This is a genomic window from Ramlibacter tataouinensis (genome assembly GCF_001580455.1).
Lineage (GTDB): Bacteria > Pseudomonadota > Gammaproteobacteria > Burkholderiales > Burkholderiaceae_C > Ramlibacter > Ramlibacter tataouinensis_B.
This window is the reverse complement of record NZ_CP010951.1, coordinates 2649743-2667332: the sequence shown is the minus strand read 5'-3', so window position 1 is coordinate 2667332 and position 17590 is coordinate 2649743. Positions and strand designations below refer to the sequence as shown.

15 protein-coding genes and 2 pseudogenes are annotated in these 17590 nt (G+C 68.5%); 4 read left to right on the top strand and 13 right to left on the bottom strand.

Translation table 11 applies throughout. From position 1 onward, the window contains the following. Positions 1 to 7 precede the first annotated feature (7 nt). Positions 8 to 778, top strand: coding sequence for an SDR family oxidoreductase (locus tag UC35_RS12815; RefSeq protein ID WP_061500249.1), 771 nt, complete (start codon positions 8 to 10; stop codon positions 776 to 778). A 13-nt stretch (positions 779 to 791) separates the two neighbouring features. After that, a complete protein-coding gene (locus UC35_RS12810; protein WP_061503820.1) occupies positions 792 to 1160 on the top strand; it encodes a dihydroneopterin aldolase in 369 nt (122 codons plus the stop codon). Between the two features lie 41 nt (positions 1161 to 1201). Here UC35_RS12810 and UC35_RS12805 read toward each other — a convergent pair whose 3' ends face one another. The 4 genes and pseudogenes from UC35_RS12805 to UC35_RS24250 form a co-directional block, all read right to left on the bottom strand. Beyond that, entirely contained in the window at positions 1202 to 1648 is a 447-nt protein-coding gene (locus UC35_RS12805) for an SRPBCC domain-containing protein (protein ID WP_145979417.1), read from the bottom strand. A gap of 19 nt (positions 1649 to 1667) precedes the next feature. Next, complete coding sequence (locus UC35_RS12800; protein ID WP_061500244.1) at positions 1668 to 2294, bottom strand: TOPRIM nucleotidyl transferase/hydrolase domain-containing protein; 627 nt, start codon at positions 2292 to 2294, stop codon at positions 1668 to 1670. Between the two features lie 20 nt (positions 2295 to 2314). Next, a complete protein-coding gene (locus UC35_RS12795; RefSeq protein WP_061500241.1) occupies positions 2315 to 2809 on the bottom strand; it encodes a DUF6265 family protein in 495 nt (164 codons plus the stop codon). A gap of 106 nt (positions 2810 to 2915) precedes the next feature. Next, positions 2916 to 3227, bottom strand: a pseudogene (locus tag UC35_RS24250) (GNAT family N-acetyltransferase); the annotation flags it as partial. Positions 3228 to 3486: 259 nt separating this feature from the next. On the opposite strand from UC35_RS24250, the gene UC35_RS12790 reads away from it, so the two are divergent. After that, positions 3487 to 4701 (top strand): MFS transporter, encoded by a 1215-nt coding sequence (locus UC35_RS12790; RefSeq protein ID WP_173861258.1) that lies wholly within the window; start codon positions 3487 to 3489, stop codon positions 4699 to 4701. Positions 4702 to 4731: 30 nt separating this feature from the next. Here the strand turns inward: UC35_RS12790 and UC35_RS12785 are convergent, their stop codons facing one another. From UC35_RS12785 to UC35_RS12745, 9 genes and pseudogenes are all read right to left on the bottom strand, one after another. Then, entirely contained in the window at positions 4732 to 5436 is a 705-nt protein-coding gene (locus UC35_RS12785; protein WP_061500238.1) for an aspartate/glutamate racemase family protein, read from the bottom strand. Between the two features lie 196 nt (positions 5437 to 5632). Then, positions 5633 to 5884: a DUF2789 domain-containing protein gene (locus UC35_RS12780; RefSeq protein WP_061500234.1), complete on the bottom strand. Its 252-nt coding sequence runs from the start codon at positions 5882 to 5884 to the stop codon at positions 5633 to 5635. Between the two features lie 51 nt (positions 5885 to 5935). Further along, a complete protein-coding gene (locus UC35_RS12775; protein ID WP_082793101.1) occupies positions 5936 to 7780 on the bottom strand; it encodes a lipid II:glycine glycyltransferase FemX in 1845 nt (614 codons plus the stop codon). Then, positions 7777 to 9960 carry a peptidase domain-containing ABC transporter gene (locus UC35_RS12770; protein ID WP_061500227.1) on the bottom strand — a complete coding sequence of 728 codons (2184 nt, stop codon included), beginning with the start codon at positions 9958 to 9960 and terminating at the stop codon, positions 7777 to 7779. Before UC35_RS12770 ends, UC35_RS12775 begins: the two co-directional genes overlap by 4 nt. Then, on the bottom strand, positions 9957 to 11351 hold the full coding sequence (locus tag UC35_RS12765) for an HlyD family secretion protein (RefSeq protein WP_082793099.1): 1395 nt from the start codon (positions 11349 to 11351) through the stop codon (positions 9957 to 9959). The genes UC35_RS12770 and UC35_RS12765 overlap by 4 nt, the downstream gene beginning before the upstream one ends. 121 nt (positions 11352 to 11472) lie before the next feature. Further along, positions 11473 to 11652 (bottom strand): hypothetical protein, encoded by a 180-nt coding sequence (locus UC35_RS12760; RefSeq protein ID WP_145979416.1) that lies wholly within the window; start codon positions 11650 to 11652, stop codon positions 11473 to 11475. 399 nt (positions 11653 to 12051) lie between these two features. Further along, a complete protein-coding gene (locus tag UC35_RS12755; protein ID WP_061500220.1) occupies positions 12052 to 12720 on the bottom strand; it encodes an aldolase in 669 nt (222 codons plus the stop codon). A 15-nt stretch (positions 12721 to 12735) separates the two neighbouring features. Further along, a pseudogene (ltnD, locus tag UC35_RS12750) lies at positions 12736 to 13632 on the bottom strand (L-threonate dehydrogenase); the annotation flags it as partial. 69 nt (positions 13633 to 13701) lie between these two features. Beyond that, on the bottom strand, positions 13702 to 15060 hold the full coding sequence (locus UC35_RS12745; RefSeq protein ID WP_061500213.1) for a four-carbon acid sugar kinase family protein: 1359 nt from the start codon (positions 15058 to 15060) through the stop codon (positions 13702 to 13704). Between the two features lie 465 nt (positions 15061 to 15525). Between UC35_RS12745 and UC35_RS12740 the strand changes: the two genes are divergently transcribed. Next, entirely contained in the window at positions 15526 to 17586 is a 2061-nt protein-coding gene (locus tag UC35_RS12740) for a M3 family metallopeptidase (RefSeq protein ID WP_061500209.1), read from the top strand. Positions 17587 to 17590: the final 4 nt, after the last annotated feature.

Genomic DNA, 17590 nt, shown 5'->3' with positions numbered 1-17590 from the left:
TCCGCCAATGAGCGCAACTCCCCTCCGCACGGTGCTGGTCACCGGCTCGGCCAAGCGGCTGGGCCGGGAGATCGCGCTGGCCCTGGCCGGCGCGGGCTGGCAGGTGGCCGTGCACTACCGCGAGTCGGCCGGGGAAGCCGCGCAGACCGTGCAGGACTGCCGCGCGCTGGCGCCGCAACTCGCATTCGAATCCTTCCAGGCCGACCTGGCCGATGAAGCGCAGGTGCGCGAACTGTGGCCGCGCGTGCTGCGGCACTTCGGCGCGGTGGATGCAGTGGTCAACAGCGCGTCCCTGTTCCAACACGACACCGCCGCCAGCTTCTCGTACGACGCCCTGGCGGCGCACATGCGCACGAACACGGCCGCGCCCATCCTGCTGGCGCAGGCACTGCACGATCACCTGAAGGCACGCGGCACGGCGGGCGCCGTCGTCAACCTGCTGGACCAGAAGCTCTGGAACCAGAACCCCGATTTCCTCAGCTACACGCTGTCCAAGGCCGCGCTCGAAGCCGCCACCACCATGCTGGCGCTCGCGCTGGCACCGCAGCTGCGCGTGGTGGGCGTGGCGCCCGGCCTCACGCTCACCAGCCACATGCTGTCGCAGGAAAAGTTCGACCGGCTGCACCGGCTCTCGCCGCTCGGGCGCTCCTCGACGCCCGCGGACGTGGCCGCGGCCGTGCGCTTCGCGCTGGAGAACGCCTCGATCACCGGCACCACGCTGCTGGTAGACGGCGGCCAGCACCTGATGAAGTTCGATCGCGATTTCTCGCTGATGTAGGGTGATCCACGCCATGTCCGACGCCGCCACCCAGACCCTCACCCTTACCGGCCTGCGCTTCGAGGCCAACCTCGGCATCCTGGACCACGAGCGCAGCGCGCCGCAGCCGATCCGGGTCGATGCCGAACTGAACCTCGGCCCGCAGCCGCTGATGCCGCGCGACGATGACATCTACCACGTGCTCGACTACCGCAAGGTGCGCCGCATCATCATCGAGGAGTGCACCGCCGAACACGTCAACCTGCTCGAATCGCTGATCGGCAAGCTGGCCCACCGGCTGATGCAGCTGCCCGGCGTGGTCGGCGCGCGCGTGCGCATCACCAAGCTGGAGATCTTCGAGGACTGCGAGGTCGCGATCCGGGTGGAAACGGGACTTTGGTGAGCTTGCGGCAGGCGGCTGCCAAGTCGGCGCGCGAGCCGGCGCTAACCGGTGGCGGCCGCGCTGCCGGACCGAACCTCTTGTGCCAGGCGTTCCAGGTTCTGCGCGTTGGCCGAGGCCACGAAGCTGGCGATCCGCTCGTAGTGCTCCACCGTGTCGAAGGTTTGACGCCAGTGCACCCTAGTCTCGGAGCCGGCTTCTTCCAGCTCGATGGTCAACAGGAAATGGTGGCCGGAGAAGTGCTCGATCTCGAAAATGCGGTCCGGCATGAGGCGCGTGAACCGGCTTTCGTTGGGGTAGTCCTTGCCTTCCGGGCCGTGCATGGTGAGCAGCCACTGTCCACCGGGCCGGAACTCGAACTTGTGGATGGTGTTGGTGAAACCGTCCGGCCCCCACCATCTGGCGATGCGGCGCGGATCGCTCATCGCGGCGTAGACGGCAGCGGCCGGCGCGGCGATCCGCTTGTCACGCGAGTCTGACCGTTTCTCCATCGGTTCCATGCGTCCGATCCTATCGCGGTTCCGGCTGGGAACTGAGGTCACGGCGGCCCGGCGATCGGGTTGCCTCCAGCAGCCGGGCCGCCACTTGCGTCAGCGGGCGCGGCAATCGGTCGAGGCCGAGGGCCTCCACCAGCAGCCGCGCGCAGCGAATCTTCCGTGTCGCTCGCGTCCCAAGGAAGCGGTGCAGCTGTTGGTGCACCGGCGTGCCGCGGTGCTGGGGCATGGCCTGGAAACGCCGGAACGAGACGAGCTCACCCTGGGCCTCGAGCACGCGCTCGACGGCGCCGGCGCCCAGCGCGCGTATCAGCTCGTCCTCGAGATCAGCGACACAGGCGAAGAAGCCGAACGACTCCAGGGAGTCGTGGGCCGCGGCCGGGAGGCCCGCATGCGCGAGCGCACGGCGCACGTGCCTCTCGTCGGCCACGTCGTACATGCCGCAGAACTCGGCGCCGGGGTGCGCGCGCACGAACTCCCGCAGCAGCTGGGAGAAGTTGGTGACGCCACCCGCCGGGCAGATCCGGATGCGATGCGCGTCGAGATCGCAGGCGAGGAGCCCGCCCAGCGCGCGAACCGCGCCGGCGTCGCTCTCGCCTTCGACGAGCACCAGCAAGCGGACCTGGTCGTGGTTCGCATCCACTCCCTCAGGCGACCTCCCCGTCACTTGTTGCCTGGACCCGCAGCTTGCGCGTCGCAGCTGACCCGGGAGAACGCGAACTCGACCCGCCGCATGGTGCCATTGCGCATGCCCTCGATGCTGGCCACGAGGCGAGACTCCGCCGGGCGAGCGTAGTGGATGCGTTGCGGGAAGTCGTGTTCCGGGTTCTCGAACAGGGCGTCCGACTCGCCGAGTCGAAGCAGGCGAAAAACCGTTGGCGGGCGGCCGTTGGGTTGCGGCACGAAGGCCAGGACGCCCTCGGGGAGTTGCCTGATGTGCATGAACTCGTACTCAGCCGTCTTACCCTGCTTGATGGTGCGGCTCATGCCGAGCATGGTTCCTCCCGCAGGCGCCAGCCACTGCTCTACAGTGCCTGGCTCGCCAAAGTGGCCCTGCCAACAACCCGCGAGCCAGGCCATCTTCTCGACCGGCTGCCCGACGGCTGGAAGCGCGGTCAAAGCAGCGAGTGCGCAGAAAGCAATCGGCAAGAATCGCATGGGGTCTCCCTTGTCGAGTCAACTGTCGCCTCGAAGCCCGAGCCCTGGCCTGGCCTGGCCTGCGGACATAGTAGTTGTCAAACTCGGCCTGCCTCTCCCTGGCAAACCCGTGACGGACATAGAACCGGTTCGACGCGCTTTCCTTCAGCGCGCCGACCCGAACTTCCAGGCCTGCCGCGTCCGCCTCTGCAAACACGGTGCGCAGCACGAGGGCTCCGATGCCGAGACCCTGGTGGGACGGCCGGATGTACAAATGGTCGAGCACCAGCCCGCCGTCGCTAGACTTCAGGACGAAGAAGCCGACCCGCTCGCCATCGGCCGCGATCTCTCGCGTGTGTTCGGGCGAGAACGAATCGAGGAAGCGCAGGCGCGCCCGGTCTGGATCAAAGCGGCCTACGCGCTCAAGACTTTCACGCATGGCCTCCACTCGCAGGGCCGCGAGTTCCTCGCCATCGTCAATGCCGACGGGTCGGAATGCGAGCGAGGATGTTGTCATGTGATCCCAGGTCCGAGTCCTTGCGATTTCGGCTCCTCAACACGGCGCATACCGCATCGTCGCACGGGCACTCCTGAAGGGCCTAAGCCGTTGATTTATATCAGCCCGGGCGATCACGGTGCAGTGAGGCACCCCAGCCCCGCCCGATCAGGTGCGGGGGCCGGCTACCTACAATCGCCGCGTGCTGAACACTGGCGAACTGGCGAACTACCCGAACTTCCGCCGTCTACTGATCTCCCGGCTCTTTGGCGGCGCGGCCAGTCAGATGGTGATGATGGCCGTTGGATGGCAGATGTACGAGCTCACGGGCAGCGCCTGGGATCTCGGCCTCATCGGGCTGTTCCAGTTCGCGCCGGTGCTGGGCCTGACCCTTCTCGCCGGCCATGCGGCCGACCGGTTCAACCGCGCGCGCATCGTGGCGTGCGCAGTCGCCTTGCAGGCCGTATGCACGCTCGTCCTCCTGGGCGCCACCCTCTCCCACAGCCTCTCCCGCGAGCTCCTGATCGGCATGTCGATCGCCTTGGGCACGGCCACGACTTTCCAGCGCCCGGCCCAGGGCTCGCTGGTCGGCAGCATCGTCCCCGTGCACCTGCTGGCGCGCGCGATGGCCTTGAGTGCTTCGGTGTTCCAGGCGGCGGTGATCGCGGGCCCTGCGATCGCCGGCGCCTTGTTCGTGCTCGGCGGGGCGTACGTGTACGGGATCGCGCTGGGCTGCCTGGGACTGTCGCTGGGGCTCGCGCTTCGCATCGACCATGTCTTCACCCCGCTGGGGTCGCGGGCACCGACCTGGGAATCGATGCTCGCCGGCGTGCGTTTCGTGCGCGCGAACCGCGTCCTGCTCGGCGCGATCTCGCTCGACCTGCTCGCCGTGCTGCTCGGCGGCGCGACGGCCTTGCTGCCCATCTACGCCAAGGACCTGCTGGGGGTCGGCGCGGCCGGCCTGGGCGCGCTGCGTTCGGCGCCCGCCGCCGGCGCGCTGGTGATGTCCGTGCTGCTGTCGCGCTGGCCGATCCAGAGCCGCGTGGGCTCCCGGCTGCTCGGTGCGGTCGCCGTGTACGGGTGCTGCATGCTCCTGTTCGGCGTGTCGCGCAGCTTCGTGCTGTCCCTGGCCGTCCTGGCCATCTCCGGCGCCGCCGACATGGTCAGCGTGGTGGTGCGCCAAACCCTGGTGCAGACACTGACACCCGATGACATGCGCGGCCGGGTCGGCGCGGTCAGCTCGATGTTCATCGGTGCCAGCAACCAGCTGGGAGAGTTCGAATCTGGCGCCACCGCCGCCCTCATGGGGCCGGTCGCGTCGGTCGTGCTGGGAGGTGCCGGCACGCTGTGCATCGTCGCGCTCTGGTACAAGGTTTTCCCGCAGCTGGCGCGCCAGCATTCGTTCGAAGCGCGATGACTGCCTGCCCGGCCCGGCGGCCGTGCCGGCTCATTGGCGATGCTCGACAGCCCGGCGCAGTGCGGCGCGCGCCAGCAGGCGCGTGGAGTCCAGTGTGGGAATCGGGGAATTCCGATCACTGATGATCAGCGGGATCTCGGTGCAACCGAGGACCACCGCGTCGCAGCCCTGGGCCTGCAGCCCCGCAATGACCTTCTGGAAGTACGCCACCGTGTCCGGCCGGAAGATGCCATTGACAAGCTCGTCCATGATCAGGCGTCCCATCTCGTCGCGCTCGGCATCCGAGGGCCGCACGCACGTGAGGCCGCGCTGCTGCAGTTTCTCCGGATACACCTCGCTGGCCACCAGCCAGCGGGTCCCGGTGATGCCGAGCCGGCGATAGCCGCGGGCGGCCGCTTCGGAGGCGACGGTTTCGGCGATGTGCAGCCATGGCAGGGGCGAGGCCGGCGCCACGAGCGGGAAGGCCTGGTGGATGGAGTTGTCCGGGCAGATGAGGAAGTCCGCTCCTGCGGCGGCGAGCTTCCTGGCGGAGGCGAGCATGAGCTGCGCGATGCCCGCCAGATCGTTGCCGTCGAGGCAGCGGACATACTCGGCCAGCGACGCGCCGTGGAGCGAGACCTCCGGGTGCGCATGGGGGCCGAGCAGCGCAGCGCCTTCGGCACAGAGGGTGCGATAGCAAAGCGCGGCACCTTCGGCCGAACACGCCACGATACCGATGTGCAAAGGCGTTGACATGGGGCTTTCGCGACTGGGGGCCCGCCGGTGCAGGCCTGGCGCCAGTCTCGCAGCGGGCGGCGCCGCCCGCAAGCGCCTGGCGGCGTGCGCTTTCGCGTTTCTTCGTGCCGGTGCGGATCGGCTGACGCCTGAAGCTCCCCACGGTGCGACGCGCCCGCAGGGGTGCCACCGGTCAGCAGAGAGGCTTGCTGCGCCGTCAGGCCGGCGCCGTGGACGGACTGCGCAACGCGGCGTTCAGCTGGTCGGCCACTTCAGCCCAGTCGGCATCTTCGACGAGCGCCTCGCGCAGCAGCGTGGCCTGGGCTGGAGTCCAGAACGGCGCATCTTCCAGTCGCACGTCCTGGGGCAGCGGCGAGTGCTGCATCACGAAGTCCCGGATGGCATCCGCGTCCGAGGGCAATCCCAGCTGGGCGAACAGTTCCGAGAAGCGGTGGTATGAATGTTCCATACGCGCCAGCCTACCGCGGTTGGGCCGGGAACGTGTAACGCCGATCGCGGCTCAGCCGTGCAGATGCAAGGCCGTCATGCAGCCGCGCGAGTCCTGCAGGTAAGCGGCTTCCGGCCTTTGGGTCCACCAGTTCACCGCCATCGCGATGCGCAGCCTGGGTTCCCCCTTCGCCGGGCGCCACATGCGGCCGATGACGCCGTGGTACAGCTGGCCGGGGAAGGTGGCGTAGCGGTTGGCCTTCGGGCTGACGAATCGCATGTCCCTGGGCTGCGGCGGGAGCGGCCCCTTGTCGCCCAGCACCTGGTCGGTGATCACCAGCTCGCCGTACGGCACCGAACTGAGAAATAGCACGCTCGCCGTTTCCGGGTGCCTGATCTTGCGAACATCCTGTTCATCCAGATCGCTGCGATCGAAATGGCAGGGCAGCAGCCACTGCGGCGTCGATTCGGTCTGCGTCACGCTGAACCACCACTCGACGCCGATCACGTCTTTCGAGGGCTGGGCCAGCGGCCTCAACTTCTGGACGATGTCCTCGAAGACGTTCTCCGGCGGGCGGTCCAGCGGATACCAGAAGGTCGTCTGGTAGAAGCGGAACCCCTCCTGCAGCAGGCCCCGGATGTGGCTTTCCGGGATGGCATAGCGCAGCGCGTCGAATTCGCGGCGCGGGATCGCCGGCTCGAACAGCTTGACGCCGGCCAGGACGCGGTCCGCATGGACCGCGGGTACGGACGATGCCGACCGCTCCGGCACTTGCGGGCTGTGTCGCTTCGGGCGCTCCCTTCCGGACGCCGGCGCATGAGGTTTGGGAGGAGCTGCTGCCCTTTCGCATTCCGCGACTCGGAACCGGTCGTAGGCAGCCGCGTCGTAGACGTAGTCGAGCGTCGGCACGAGCCGCACCTCGACGCCGCCCATCTTGCGTTTGAACTCGCTGATCTGTTGCCAGGCGTGGTCCGGTTTGTCTGGCGGTGCCACGCCCCACAGGTCGTACCACTCGCAGCCGGCCGCCTTGGCCCTGCGCATGATCTCGAAGTGAAGCAGCGACGGCGCCATCACGCGGCGCTGTGCCTGGAGCGAACCGCCAAAGAGATAGGTCGCGCGCCTGCCGAAGTTGACGACGAGCGCGGTGGCGAGGCGCCGCCCGCGATGTTCGGCAAAGTACAGAGAGGCTTGCCCGCGCGGCACGAGCTCCGCGAGCAATTGGCGAAAGTAGCCGGGCTGCATCGGCTGCATGCCCTTGCGCAAGGTCGTGCAGCGTTGAATGCGCATGAAATCGACCAGGCCCTGGTAAGAGTTGTCCCTGACGACCGTGACGCCATGCTTGCGCGCAACGCGAACGTTGTAGCGGCCCTTGGGCTTCATCTGGGCCAGGATCTCGTCTTCGCCGGGGCGCAGGTCGATGCACAGCGTCTGGCGCGGCTCGGAGAAGCGGTCGTCTGAAGATGCCGACGGCCGGAACCCACGCACGAAGTCCGGCAAGCGCTGCCAGCGCGGCTCGATCCGCAGGTGGCTCACCGTCGCGGCCTCGGCCTGGCGATGCCGCTCGATGCTGGCCAGAACGGCGTCGAACACCTCGGCCGCGCCTGCCTCATCGGAGGGCAGCACCGGCCCCTCCTGCACGTAGTAGAAGCAGCGTCCCGGCCCGGAGTTCCACCTGCCGACGAGCGCTCCGCCGACGATCGCGTCGCCGTCCTTCACCGTGACGGCGAAATGCTCGCATCCGGAAAGCGAGCGGAACTGCGCCCACGCCGACGATTGCATGAACCCCGTTTCAGCAGTCGCCGCGAGAAAGCGGTCCCAGGCTCTCCAGCGTGCGATGTCCTCGGTGAAGCTGCCGCGCGCGTCAGCTTTTCCCAGGGAAGGAGCGACCGGTTTGGAATCCTGCCCTGCAGCGCTCATGTGGCCCCGATCTGCGACGTGGGTCCCGCGATTCCGGCTCCGCGGCCGGCGCCGGGCAACACCGACAGGTGAGCCACGCTGCGGCCACTGATCTCGTCGAGGTTGATCACGCGATCGGCCGAGCGGATCGTCTCGGGCCGGTGCGCGACGATGACGCGTGTCACCCGCGTGGCGCGTATCGCCGCGTTGACCAGCTTTTCGTTGCCGACGTCGAGGTCGCTGGTCGCCTCGTCGAGCAGCAGCACGCCGGGCTGGCGATACAGTGCTCGCGCAATCAGCACGCGCTGCTTCTGGCCACCCGACAGCGAGGTTCCCATGTCGCCGATCAGCGTGTGGTAGCCCATCGGCATGGCGGCGATCTCGTCATGCAGCGCGGCCAGGCGCGCGCACTCCTCGATCCGGCGCTGGTCAGGCTGGTCGGCGAAGAAACAGATGTTGTCGCCGACCGACCCGGCGAACAGCTGGTCGTCCTGCATGACCACGCCGATCATCGAGCGCCAGCGGGTCGCGCCCAGGCTCGCCAGCGACTGGCCATCGACCTGCACGTCGCCTTGGGTGGGCGGCAGCAGGCTGGCCAGGATCTTGAGCAGCGTCGTCTTGCCGCATCCGGAGGCGCCGACGATTGCCACCGTCTCGCCGGCCTCGATCCGGAAGCTCACGCGATCGAGCACCCAGGGGTCGGTCTCGCTGTAGCGGAAGCGCAGGTTGCGCACCTCGATCGCCACGGGCCGCGCGGTCTCGCAGGCGTCAGCGTCGGCGACAGCGCCGCGCGGTTCGGGCTCTGTGAGCGCAATGTCCGCCAGCCGCTCGGCATGCAACCGCAGCATCGTCAGGTCGACGGCGCGGTCGATCAGGTTGCTGACGCGGCCAAGGAACTGGTCCTTGTACATGATGAATGCGAGCAGCATGCCGATCGACATCTGCTTTTCAAGCACCAGGTTGGCCCCCAGCCAGACCACCACGATGGCGAGCAGGCCGACCAGCAGCAGGTTGGCAGTGCGAACGATCAACTGCAGCTTCTGCATCGTCAATTGGCGATTTGTCGCTTCGATGAGCAGATTCATCCAGCGGGCGCGCCGGCTGTCCTGCCCGTTGAACAGCTTGATTGTCTTGACGCCACGCAGTGTTTCGAGAACATGGGTGTCGCGCCGCGCTCCCCAGACGATCGCCTCGGCCGAGGCCTGGCGCATGGGCGTGTAGGACACCCAGCGCAGCAAGCCGTACAGGAAAGCGCCGGCGATGGCGACGAGCGTCAGGCTCGGCGCGAACAGGAACATGATCGCCAGCGTCACGCTCACCAGCAGACCATCGAGCACCGCTTCGACGACATCGGTGGTTATCGCCTGGAGGATGGTGTCCTGCGAGCAGAAGCGCGACACCACGTCGCCGAGATGGCGAGCCTCGAAATATGACGACGGCAGGTTGATCATGTGGCTGAAGATGTTGGTGCGGCCCTGCACCTTCATCGAGGCGCCAAGGACGATCACGATCCAGCCGCGCATGACGGAGACCATCGTTCGCAACAGCAGCAGCATGCCGAAGCCGAGCGCCAGTACGAGCAACAGGTCGCGGTCGGCGCTGACCAGGGCATGGTCGACCACCCACTGCATGAACAGCGGGCTCATGACCGCGAACACCTCGATCGCCAGGGCCAGTGCGAACAGCTGTCCGAGCGAGCGCCGCAACCCGGTGACGCGCCCCAGGATCGAGCGCAGGCGAACGCGCGCAGGCTCCCTGGCGGGTGCCAGCTCGCCCACCGGTGTCAATTCGAGCGCGATGCCGGTGAAATGCCGGGACACTGCGGCCATCGGCAAGCGCCGCACGCCGACCGCCGGGTCGTGGATCACGATGGCGTCGGCCGTGACCTTGGCGAGCACGACGAAGTGCTGCAAATTCCAATGCAGAATGCACGGCGTGCTCAGTTGATTGAGTTCGTCCAGCTCCAGCCGCACAGGACGTGCGGCGAGGCCGAGCCGCTCGGCCATGCCAACCAACTGCTTCAGACTGGTTCCCTTCAGGGAGACCGAAAGGTGCCGCCGCAGCTCGGAGATCTCGCAGGGCTGGCCGTGGTACCCGACGACCATCGCCAGGCAGGCAAGGCCGCATTCGGCAGCCTCGGTCTGCATGACCATCGGCAGCCGGGATCCCCAGTTGATGGCGAGTTTGTCGAGCGCATTCATCCGCGACGCCCTCCGGTCACTGCGTACAAGGGATCGAGCACCCATTCGAACAGGCGCCGCCGCTCGAGGGCCACGTCGGCTTCCAGCGTCATACCCGGCTGCAGCGGCGTCTGCGCGCCGTAGGCCGTGACGGTCTGGCTCGCGAGCTTCACCGTGATGCGGTAGAGCGGATCGGCCGCGGCGCCGGCCGCGGCGCCGGTCACGCCGGTGAGCCCCGACAGCTGCACCGGCAGGTCGGCCGGGCTCAGCGCCGCCCGCGAGACCGCCGTCACCACGCCCTCGTAGTGGCCGAAGCGCTGGTACGGGAAGGCCTGGTAGCGCAGCTGCACCTGCTGGCCGGCCCGCACGAAACCGATGCTGCGGCTCGGGGCGTACAGGTGCGCCTCGAGCCGGCTGTCCGGTGGGACGATGGACAGCAGCGGCGTGCCCGTATCGGCTTTCGCGCCTGCCACGGCATGGATGGCGGTCACCGTGCCGTCATGGGGCGCGACGACGACGATTTCGCGCCGCGCTTCGGCCTCGGCGCGTTCCTGCTCGAGTTCCGCGATGCTGCGCTCGAGCTGCGCGGTGTCGCGTCCGATTTTCAGCGGCAGGTCGGCCCGTTCGGCTTCGACGTTCATGCGCTCGCGCGCCGTGGCGAGCCGGCTGCGCTCGGCCGTGGCTAGCCGGCCACGCTGCTCGAGCAGCTCAGATTGAACCTGCTGCAGCTTCAGGTCGGAGATGAAACCCTCTTCATACAACTTGCGGTGCAGCGCGACGGCACGGTCCGCGATGTCAATCCTCTCGCGCAACAGCGAGATCTCACGCACGACCTGCTCCTCTTCGGAGCGCAAGGCCGCCACGCGAGTGGCCAGCGCGCGATCCTGCTGCGCGAGCAGGCGTTGCTGCTGCAGGCGCTCTTCGGCCAGGCTGGCGCGGCGCTCACTGAGCCGCTGCGTGATCTGCGCTTGCGTGGCCCCGAGGCGCGTGCTTTGCAGTTCGTCGGAGAGCGTCAACAAGCGGTCACCCTTGTGCACCTGGGATCCCTCCTTCACCTCGAGGGCGCCGACGATGCCGGGGCGCGGAGCCTGCACGCGGACCACGCCGTCGTGCGGCAGAAGCCAGCCATTGACGCGGGCTGTGCGCGTGAATTCCCCAAAACCCAGCAGGGCGACGATCGCTGCGGCGGCGATGACGCCCACGAGCGTGAACAGACGGAAGGAAGTCCGGGGCGCCAGCATCACGGTGCCGAGCCATTGAGTCTGCCGCGCCTCCAGCACCTCCGAGCGGAACAGGCGAACCTCCGCGCCCGCGGGCGGGGCGACGGTGCGTGCGGCGACAGCCGGCACCCAACGGTCGTCTTGGCCTTCGGTCAGGCTCGAGTTTGCGGGAGGATGTGCTTGATCTGCCATCGCCGGTACCTGAGTTGGCGTCACTGAGCTTTACGGGTGCCGGCGTCTTTCGACGACGACACCGTGAAGCGACGTGGCGCGAGTCCTGTGAACGGACCCGCGCCGCTTGCACAAACGAGGATCAACGCTCGTCGTGCTGGTTTTGCTCGCCGGCTTCGGCGGTCTTGCTTTCCGCCGTGCCACCCTCGTCGGAGCCGTTGTTGAGGCCTTCGGCGCCGTTGCCCCAACCGTTGTTGCCCTTCTTGGTGTTCTCCGGCGGCTGGTCTCCACCAGCGACCAGTTCCAGTTCTTCAGTCTTCAAGGTACGCATCATGGTCTCCATGAATGAACCGCGACAAAAGCAGTGCGCGGGACGGCACGAACCACCTCCCTCCCAGCGCCTCAGCCAGTACCGTGTCGCTTGCAGTACAGCCTGAGCCGCAGTAAATCTCGGCCGTGCTTTTCGGAGTGTTAGAAACCGTCAGTTCGTCGTAGGACCCATCCGGCGCCGAGCTAAGTCGCAAGCAATGAAGTCAACCAAGCGCAGCCGTTGATGGCACAAGAGTTTCCGGCCGCAGGCTCGGCAGGCGAGCCTGGCTACTGCCGAGACTGTGGTTACACCGATTTCAAGCCGTTGAATTACGCAGGAGCAGCCGCGCAGTTGAGCTGCTCGCGGCGTACATTGCGCCGCCCCGTGGCGCTCGACAGGTGAGCCACATTCTCACCAAGGCGCGCCGAAGTGCCGCCGCAGTTCCTCGATCTGTTCTTCTGACAGCGGCGGCACAGCGCGACCGCAGACCAGCCACAGGCGGGCTGTCTCTTCCAGCTCCTCCAGCACCGCCATCGCCGCCGCCGGGCTGTCGTGCCAGACGTTTGGGCCCAGCCGCTCCAGCATCACGGCACGCAGGGTGCGGCCCTGCCCCTGCTGCTGCGCGATCAGCTCAGCGACCATCCCGCCCGCGGCCGGATCGCCCGGACGGTGATAGGGAACGAGGGGCACGTGGCCCACCTTCATCACGTAGTACGGCGTCAGCGGCGGCAGGATGTCCTGGGGACTCCAGACGCCCTGCAGAGTCAGGGCGACCAGGTGCGTCGAATGCGTGTGGATCACGCAGCGCGCTTCCGGCGCCGCCTCGTAGATGCGCCGGTGCAGCGCCAGCGACTTGCTCGCGCGGTCGCCCGCGCGCTGCTGGCCCGATCCATCCACCCAGGCCAGCTGCTGCGGCTGCAGGAAGCCCAGGCAGGCATCGGTGGGGGTGATGAGAAAGCCGCCGCCCTCCGGCTCGTCCAGCCGCACGCTGATGTTGCCGGCGGTGGAGTGGGCGTAGCCGCGCTCGAACAGGGAGCGGCCCACCCGGCAGATCTCTTCGCGCAGGAATGCGGTGTCCATGGTCGACCCTGGGGGCTACTGCGCCTTGCCGGGCAGCTCGATGCCGGGAAAGATCTTGATCACCGCGCTGTCGTCTTCGCGGCCGAAGCCCGCGCTGGACGCCTGCATGAACATCTGGTGCGCGGTGGACGAGAGCGGCAGCGGAAACTTCGACGAACGGGCCAGGTCGAGCACCAGGCCCAGGTCCTTCACGAAGATGTCGACGGCGGACAAAGGCGTGTAGTCCGCGGCCAGCACATGCGGCATCCGGTTCTCGAACATCCAGCTGTTGCCGGCGCTGTGGGTGATCACCTCGTACAGGGCCGCGGCGTCCACGCCTTCGCGCAGGCCCAGCGCCATCGCTTCGGCGGCGGCGGCGATGTGAACGCCGGCCAGCAGCTGGTTGATCACCTTGACCTTGCTGCCGGCGCCCGCGCGATCGCCCAGCCGATACACCTTCGCGGCCATCGCATCGAGCACGCCGCCGGCGGCGGCGTAGGCCTGCGGCCGGCCCGCGGTCATCATCGTGATCTCGCCCTTGGCCGCCCGGGCAGCCCCGCCGGAGATGGGGGCATCGAGGTAATGCACCCCCTTCGCCAGCAGGCGCTCCTCGATGCCGGCCGACCACTTGGGATCGACCGTGGAGCACATCACGAACACGCTCCCGGCCTTCATGGCCGCCGCGCATCCGTTCTCCCCGAACAGCACCGACTCGGTTTGGCGCGCGTCGACCACGACGCTCACGATCACATCGCAGTGCGCGGCCATCTCCGCCGGGCTGGCGCACCCGACACCGCCATCGCGCGCGAAGTCGGCAACGGCGGGCTGGCGAACATCGAAAACGTGGACCCGCAGCCCGGCGCGCCGCAAGGAGGCGGCCATGCCTGCGCCCATGGCCCCCAGGCCGATGACACCGACGTTCTTGTCCATGCTGTCTGTCTCCTTGGTGCGGCCCGCCGGATGCGCGGGTTCGACGGGACGGAAGAAACTGCTGCGCTTCGATTATCCGGGCGGCACGCCATCCCGAACGCGCCCGAAGAAGTCGGTGCCCCCCAGCTGGCCGCCCTTGAGAACCAGCTCCAGGCCGTCCATGCGAGCGTCGCCGGACCAGGCCCGGCACAGGGGCGCTGCCGGGGCCAGGTAGGCAGCCATGGTCAGCGCCTTCACGCCCAGCGCCGCCGCCACCTCGCCCGAACTGTCGCCGCCGGCCACCGCGATGCGCCGCAAGCCGGGGCAGCGACCCACGATCTCGCCGGCGATCGCGCCCAGGGCCTCGCCGGTGCGAACCGCGGCTTCGCTGCGCGACATTCCGGCCGCGGCGGCATGCTCGTCGAACCGGCGCACCGCGGGGTCATCCGGCCCCAGGGCGGTGAACAGGATCGGGCTTTCGCCACGCTCCAGCGCCTGCACCGCGAAATCGACGACGGCCTGCCGCTCGCCGGGGCGCGCGGCCAGCACCTGCGCGACGTCGATTCTTCGCGTGCTGAACCCCTGCCCTTGGGCCCATTCGATCTGCCGGGCGGTGACCGGCGAGCAGCTGCCGCACAGGGCCAGGACCGGCCCTGCGGCCGCGGCGCGAGGAAGCTCCGGCGGCGCCCCGATCACGCCGCTGGCTCGCCAATGCGCCGTCAGCGCGTAGTCCAGCCCCGAGGAGGACGCGGAGAAAAGGCCCTCGCCGCGATGCTCCCACACCAGGCGTCCGGCCTCGCGCAATGTTTCCTCGTCCAGCACGTCGATGTGGACGACCGGGGTGCCGCCGCCCTCGCGGATCAGGCGCAGCGCTTCATCGGCCTCGCCCTGCTTGATGCGGGTGAAATCGATCAAGGCCTGGCGCCGGTCGGTCTGCTGGCCCAGGTGCAGGCGCAGATCCGACTCGTGCATCGGCGTGACGGGATGCCTGGACATGGTCGGATGCCGGTCGATGCGCCAGCCCTCGCCATCGACCGCCGCGAACAGGTGGCCGAACACCTGATAGCGCTTCAGGCGCGGCACCCCGACCACCAGCGGCGACCAGTCATTGGGCAGCAGCGGCACGCCCAGGTCGATCGCGCAACCGATGGAGCCGATCTCGGGCGAGGAATCGAAGGTCGAGCAGATCTTGTACTGGAGGACCGGCGCGCGCAGGGCGGCGAGCTGCGCCAGCGCCGGTGCCAGGTGCTCGCGCATCCATGCGGGCGAGCGGCCGCGGGCGTGGCCGGCCACGCCGACCGCGCGCACCCCGGGAAAGCGCCGCAGCAGTTCGGCGTCCACGGCCCCCAGGAACAACACCGTGGGCACGCCCGCGGTGGTCAGGGCGTCCATGGCATCGGTGGAGCCGGTGAAATCGTCGCCGTAGTAGGCGAGCAGCAGTTGCGAGTCCATCACCCAACCTTCAAGGCTTGTTCGAGCTCGGGGCGGCTCGGGAACGGACTCTAGATTAACGCGAGCGCGCGTTGGCTGCCGGCGGGCGCAGCAGCGGTCGAGATGCGTCGGCTATCGCAACGGGATCCGCCGCGCGAAGCGCCGGGTGGCTGCTAGTGAGCGTTCTGGTACCGGTAGATCTGGCACTGGTAGCTTGCTTCGTTGCCGGCGCAGGGGGACTGGTAGTCGACCCGGAACTCTGTACCGCCTGCACAGCCGGCCAACGCGAAAAGCAGGGCGAGACTGAATGTCCTGGCCATCTTGGCCTCCTGGAGAATTGTTGCGAGCCATTCCACCAGCAGGGCGCCGCCGCTGCAAGCAGAGCGAGGGTTACAGGCAGCTTGAGCTTCCCCCCGGCGCCACGGGCCTCGCCGGATCGCGAGACAATGGCCGCCCTATCTCATCCGCCAAAGCAAGAAGTACCGCATGAATTCATCCCACGACGCGAACCCGCTGTTTTCGGATTGGCAGGGCCCCTGGGGCGTGCCGCCCTTCGAGCGCGTGCAGCCGGCGCATTTCGAGCCCGCCTTCGAAGCGGCCATGCAGGCCCAGCGCGAAGAGCTCGATGCGATCGCCGCCGGCAGCCAGGCGCCGGATTTCGACAACACGGTCGCGGCCTTCGACCGCTCGGGCCGCTTCCTGTTTCGCGTGCAGGCCCTGTTCCACAACCTGTGCGCCTCCGAGACCTCGCCCGAGCTGCAGGCGGTGCAGCGGCGCATGGCCGGGCCGCTGGCCGCGCATGAGAGCGCGGTCTACATGCATGCGGGCCTGTTCCGGCGCGTGCAGGCGCTGCACGAGCAGCGCGCCCGGCTGGCCCTGTCGCCCGAGCAGTTGCGCCTGCTCGAACGCGTGCACCTCGATTTCGTGCGCGCCGGCGCGCTGCTCGCGCCCGATGCCCAGCGCCGCTACAAGGAAGTGATGCAGGAACTCGCGCAGCTGACCACCGCCTTCGGGCAGAACGTGCTGCACGACGAATCGAGCTGGCAGCTGGTGCTGCGCGGCGAGGAGGAACTGGCCGGCCTGCCCGGCTTCCTGCGCGCGGCCGCGAAGGAGGCGGCGGCGCAACGCGGCGCCGGCGAGGGTCACGCGATCACCCTGTCGCGTTCGATGATCCTGCCCTTCCTCACCTTCTCCGAGCGCCGCGACCTGCGCGAGCAGGCCTGGCGGGCCTGGGCGGCGCGCGGCGAGCACGCCGGCGAGCATGACAACCGGCCGCTGATCGCGCGCATCCTGGTGCTGCGACAGGAGCAGGCGCGGCTGCATGGCTATGCCAGCTTCGCCGACTACGCCCTGGTGGACCGCATGGCCGGCGAGCCGGCGGCGGTGTACCGGCTGCTGGACGACGTCTGGGCGCGCGCGAAGACCGTGGTCGAAAAGGAACGCGCCGCGCTCGAGGCGGCGCAAAGCGCCGCCGGCGCTTCGGGCCGGATCGAAGCCTGGGACTGGCGCTACTGGGCCGAGAAGGTGCGCCAGCGCGACTACGCCGTCGACGATGCCGAGGTGAAGCCCTATTTCGCCCTCGACGCCATGGTGCAGGCGGCCTTCGACTGCGCGCAGCGCCTGTTCGGCATCCGCTTCACGCCGCGCGCCGACCTGCGGCTGTACCACCCCGACGTCAAGGCCTACGAGGTGCACGACGCGCAGGGCGTGCCGGTGGGCCTGTTCGTGCACGACAACTTCGCCCGTCCCAGCAAGCGCAGCGGCGCCTGGATGAGCAGCTTCGCCGTGCAGTCGCGCAACGGCGGCGTCACGACGCCGGTGATCGTCAACAACAACAACTTCGCCAAGGGCGAGCCCACGCTGCTGAGCTTCGACGACGTGCGCACGCTGTTCCATGAGTTCGGCCATGGCCTGCACGGCTTGCTCTCGGACGTGACCTACCAGCAGCTCTCGGGCACCAGCGTGCTGCGCGACTACGTCGAATTGCCCTCGCAGCTGTTCGAGCACTGGACCTCCGAGCCCGAGGTGCTGCGGCGCCATGCGCGGCATGTGGAAACCGGTGCGTCCATCCCCGATGCGCTGATCCAGAAGCTGCAGGCGGCACGCCGCTTCGGCCAGGCTTACGACACGGTGCGCTACTGCGCCAGCGCGCTGGTGGACATGGCGGCGCACGGCCACCCGGACCCGGCCGCCATCGGCGACTGGACGGCGTTCGAGGCGCAGGTGCTGCGCGAGCGCGGCCTGCCGCACGCGACCGGCGTGATGCATCGCCTGACGCACTTCCAGCACCTGTTCTCCAGCGACAGCTATGCGGCGGGCTACTACGTGTACCTGTGGGCCGAGGTGCTGGACGCGGACGCCTACGGTGCCTTCGTGGAGGCGGGCGATCCGTTCGATGCGGCGGTGGCGCAGCGCCTCAAGCGCTGCATCTACGCCGCCGGCAACAGCCTGGAGCCGGGACTGGCCTTCCAGTCCTTCCGCGGCCGGCCGCCGAAGATCGAGCCCTTGCTGGCCAAGAAGGGCCTGCTGCAACCCGAGCCGGCCTGAGCCG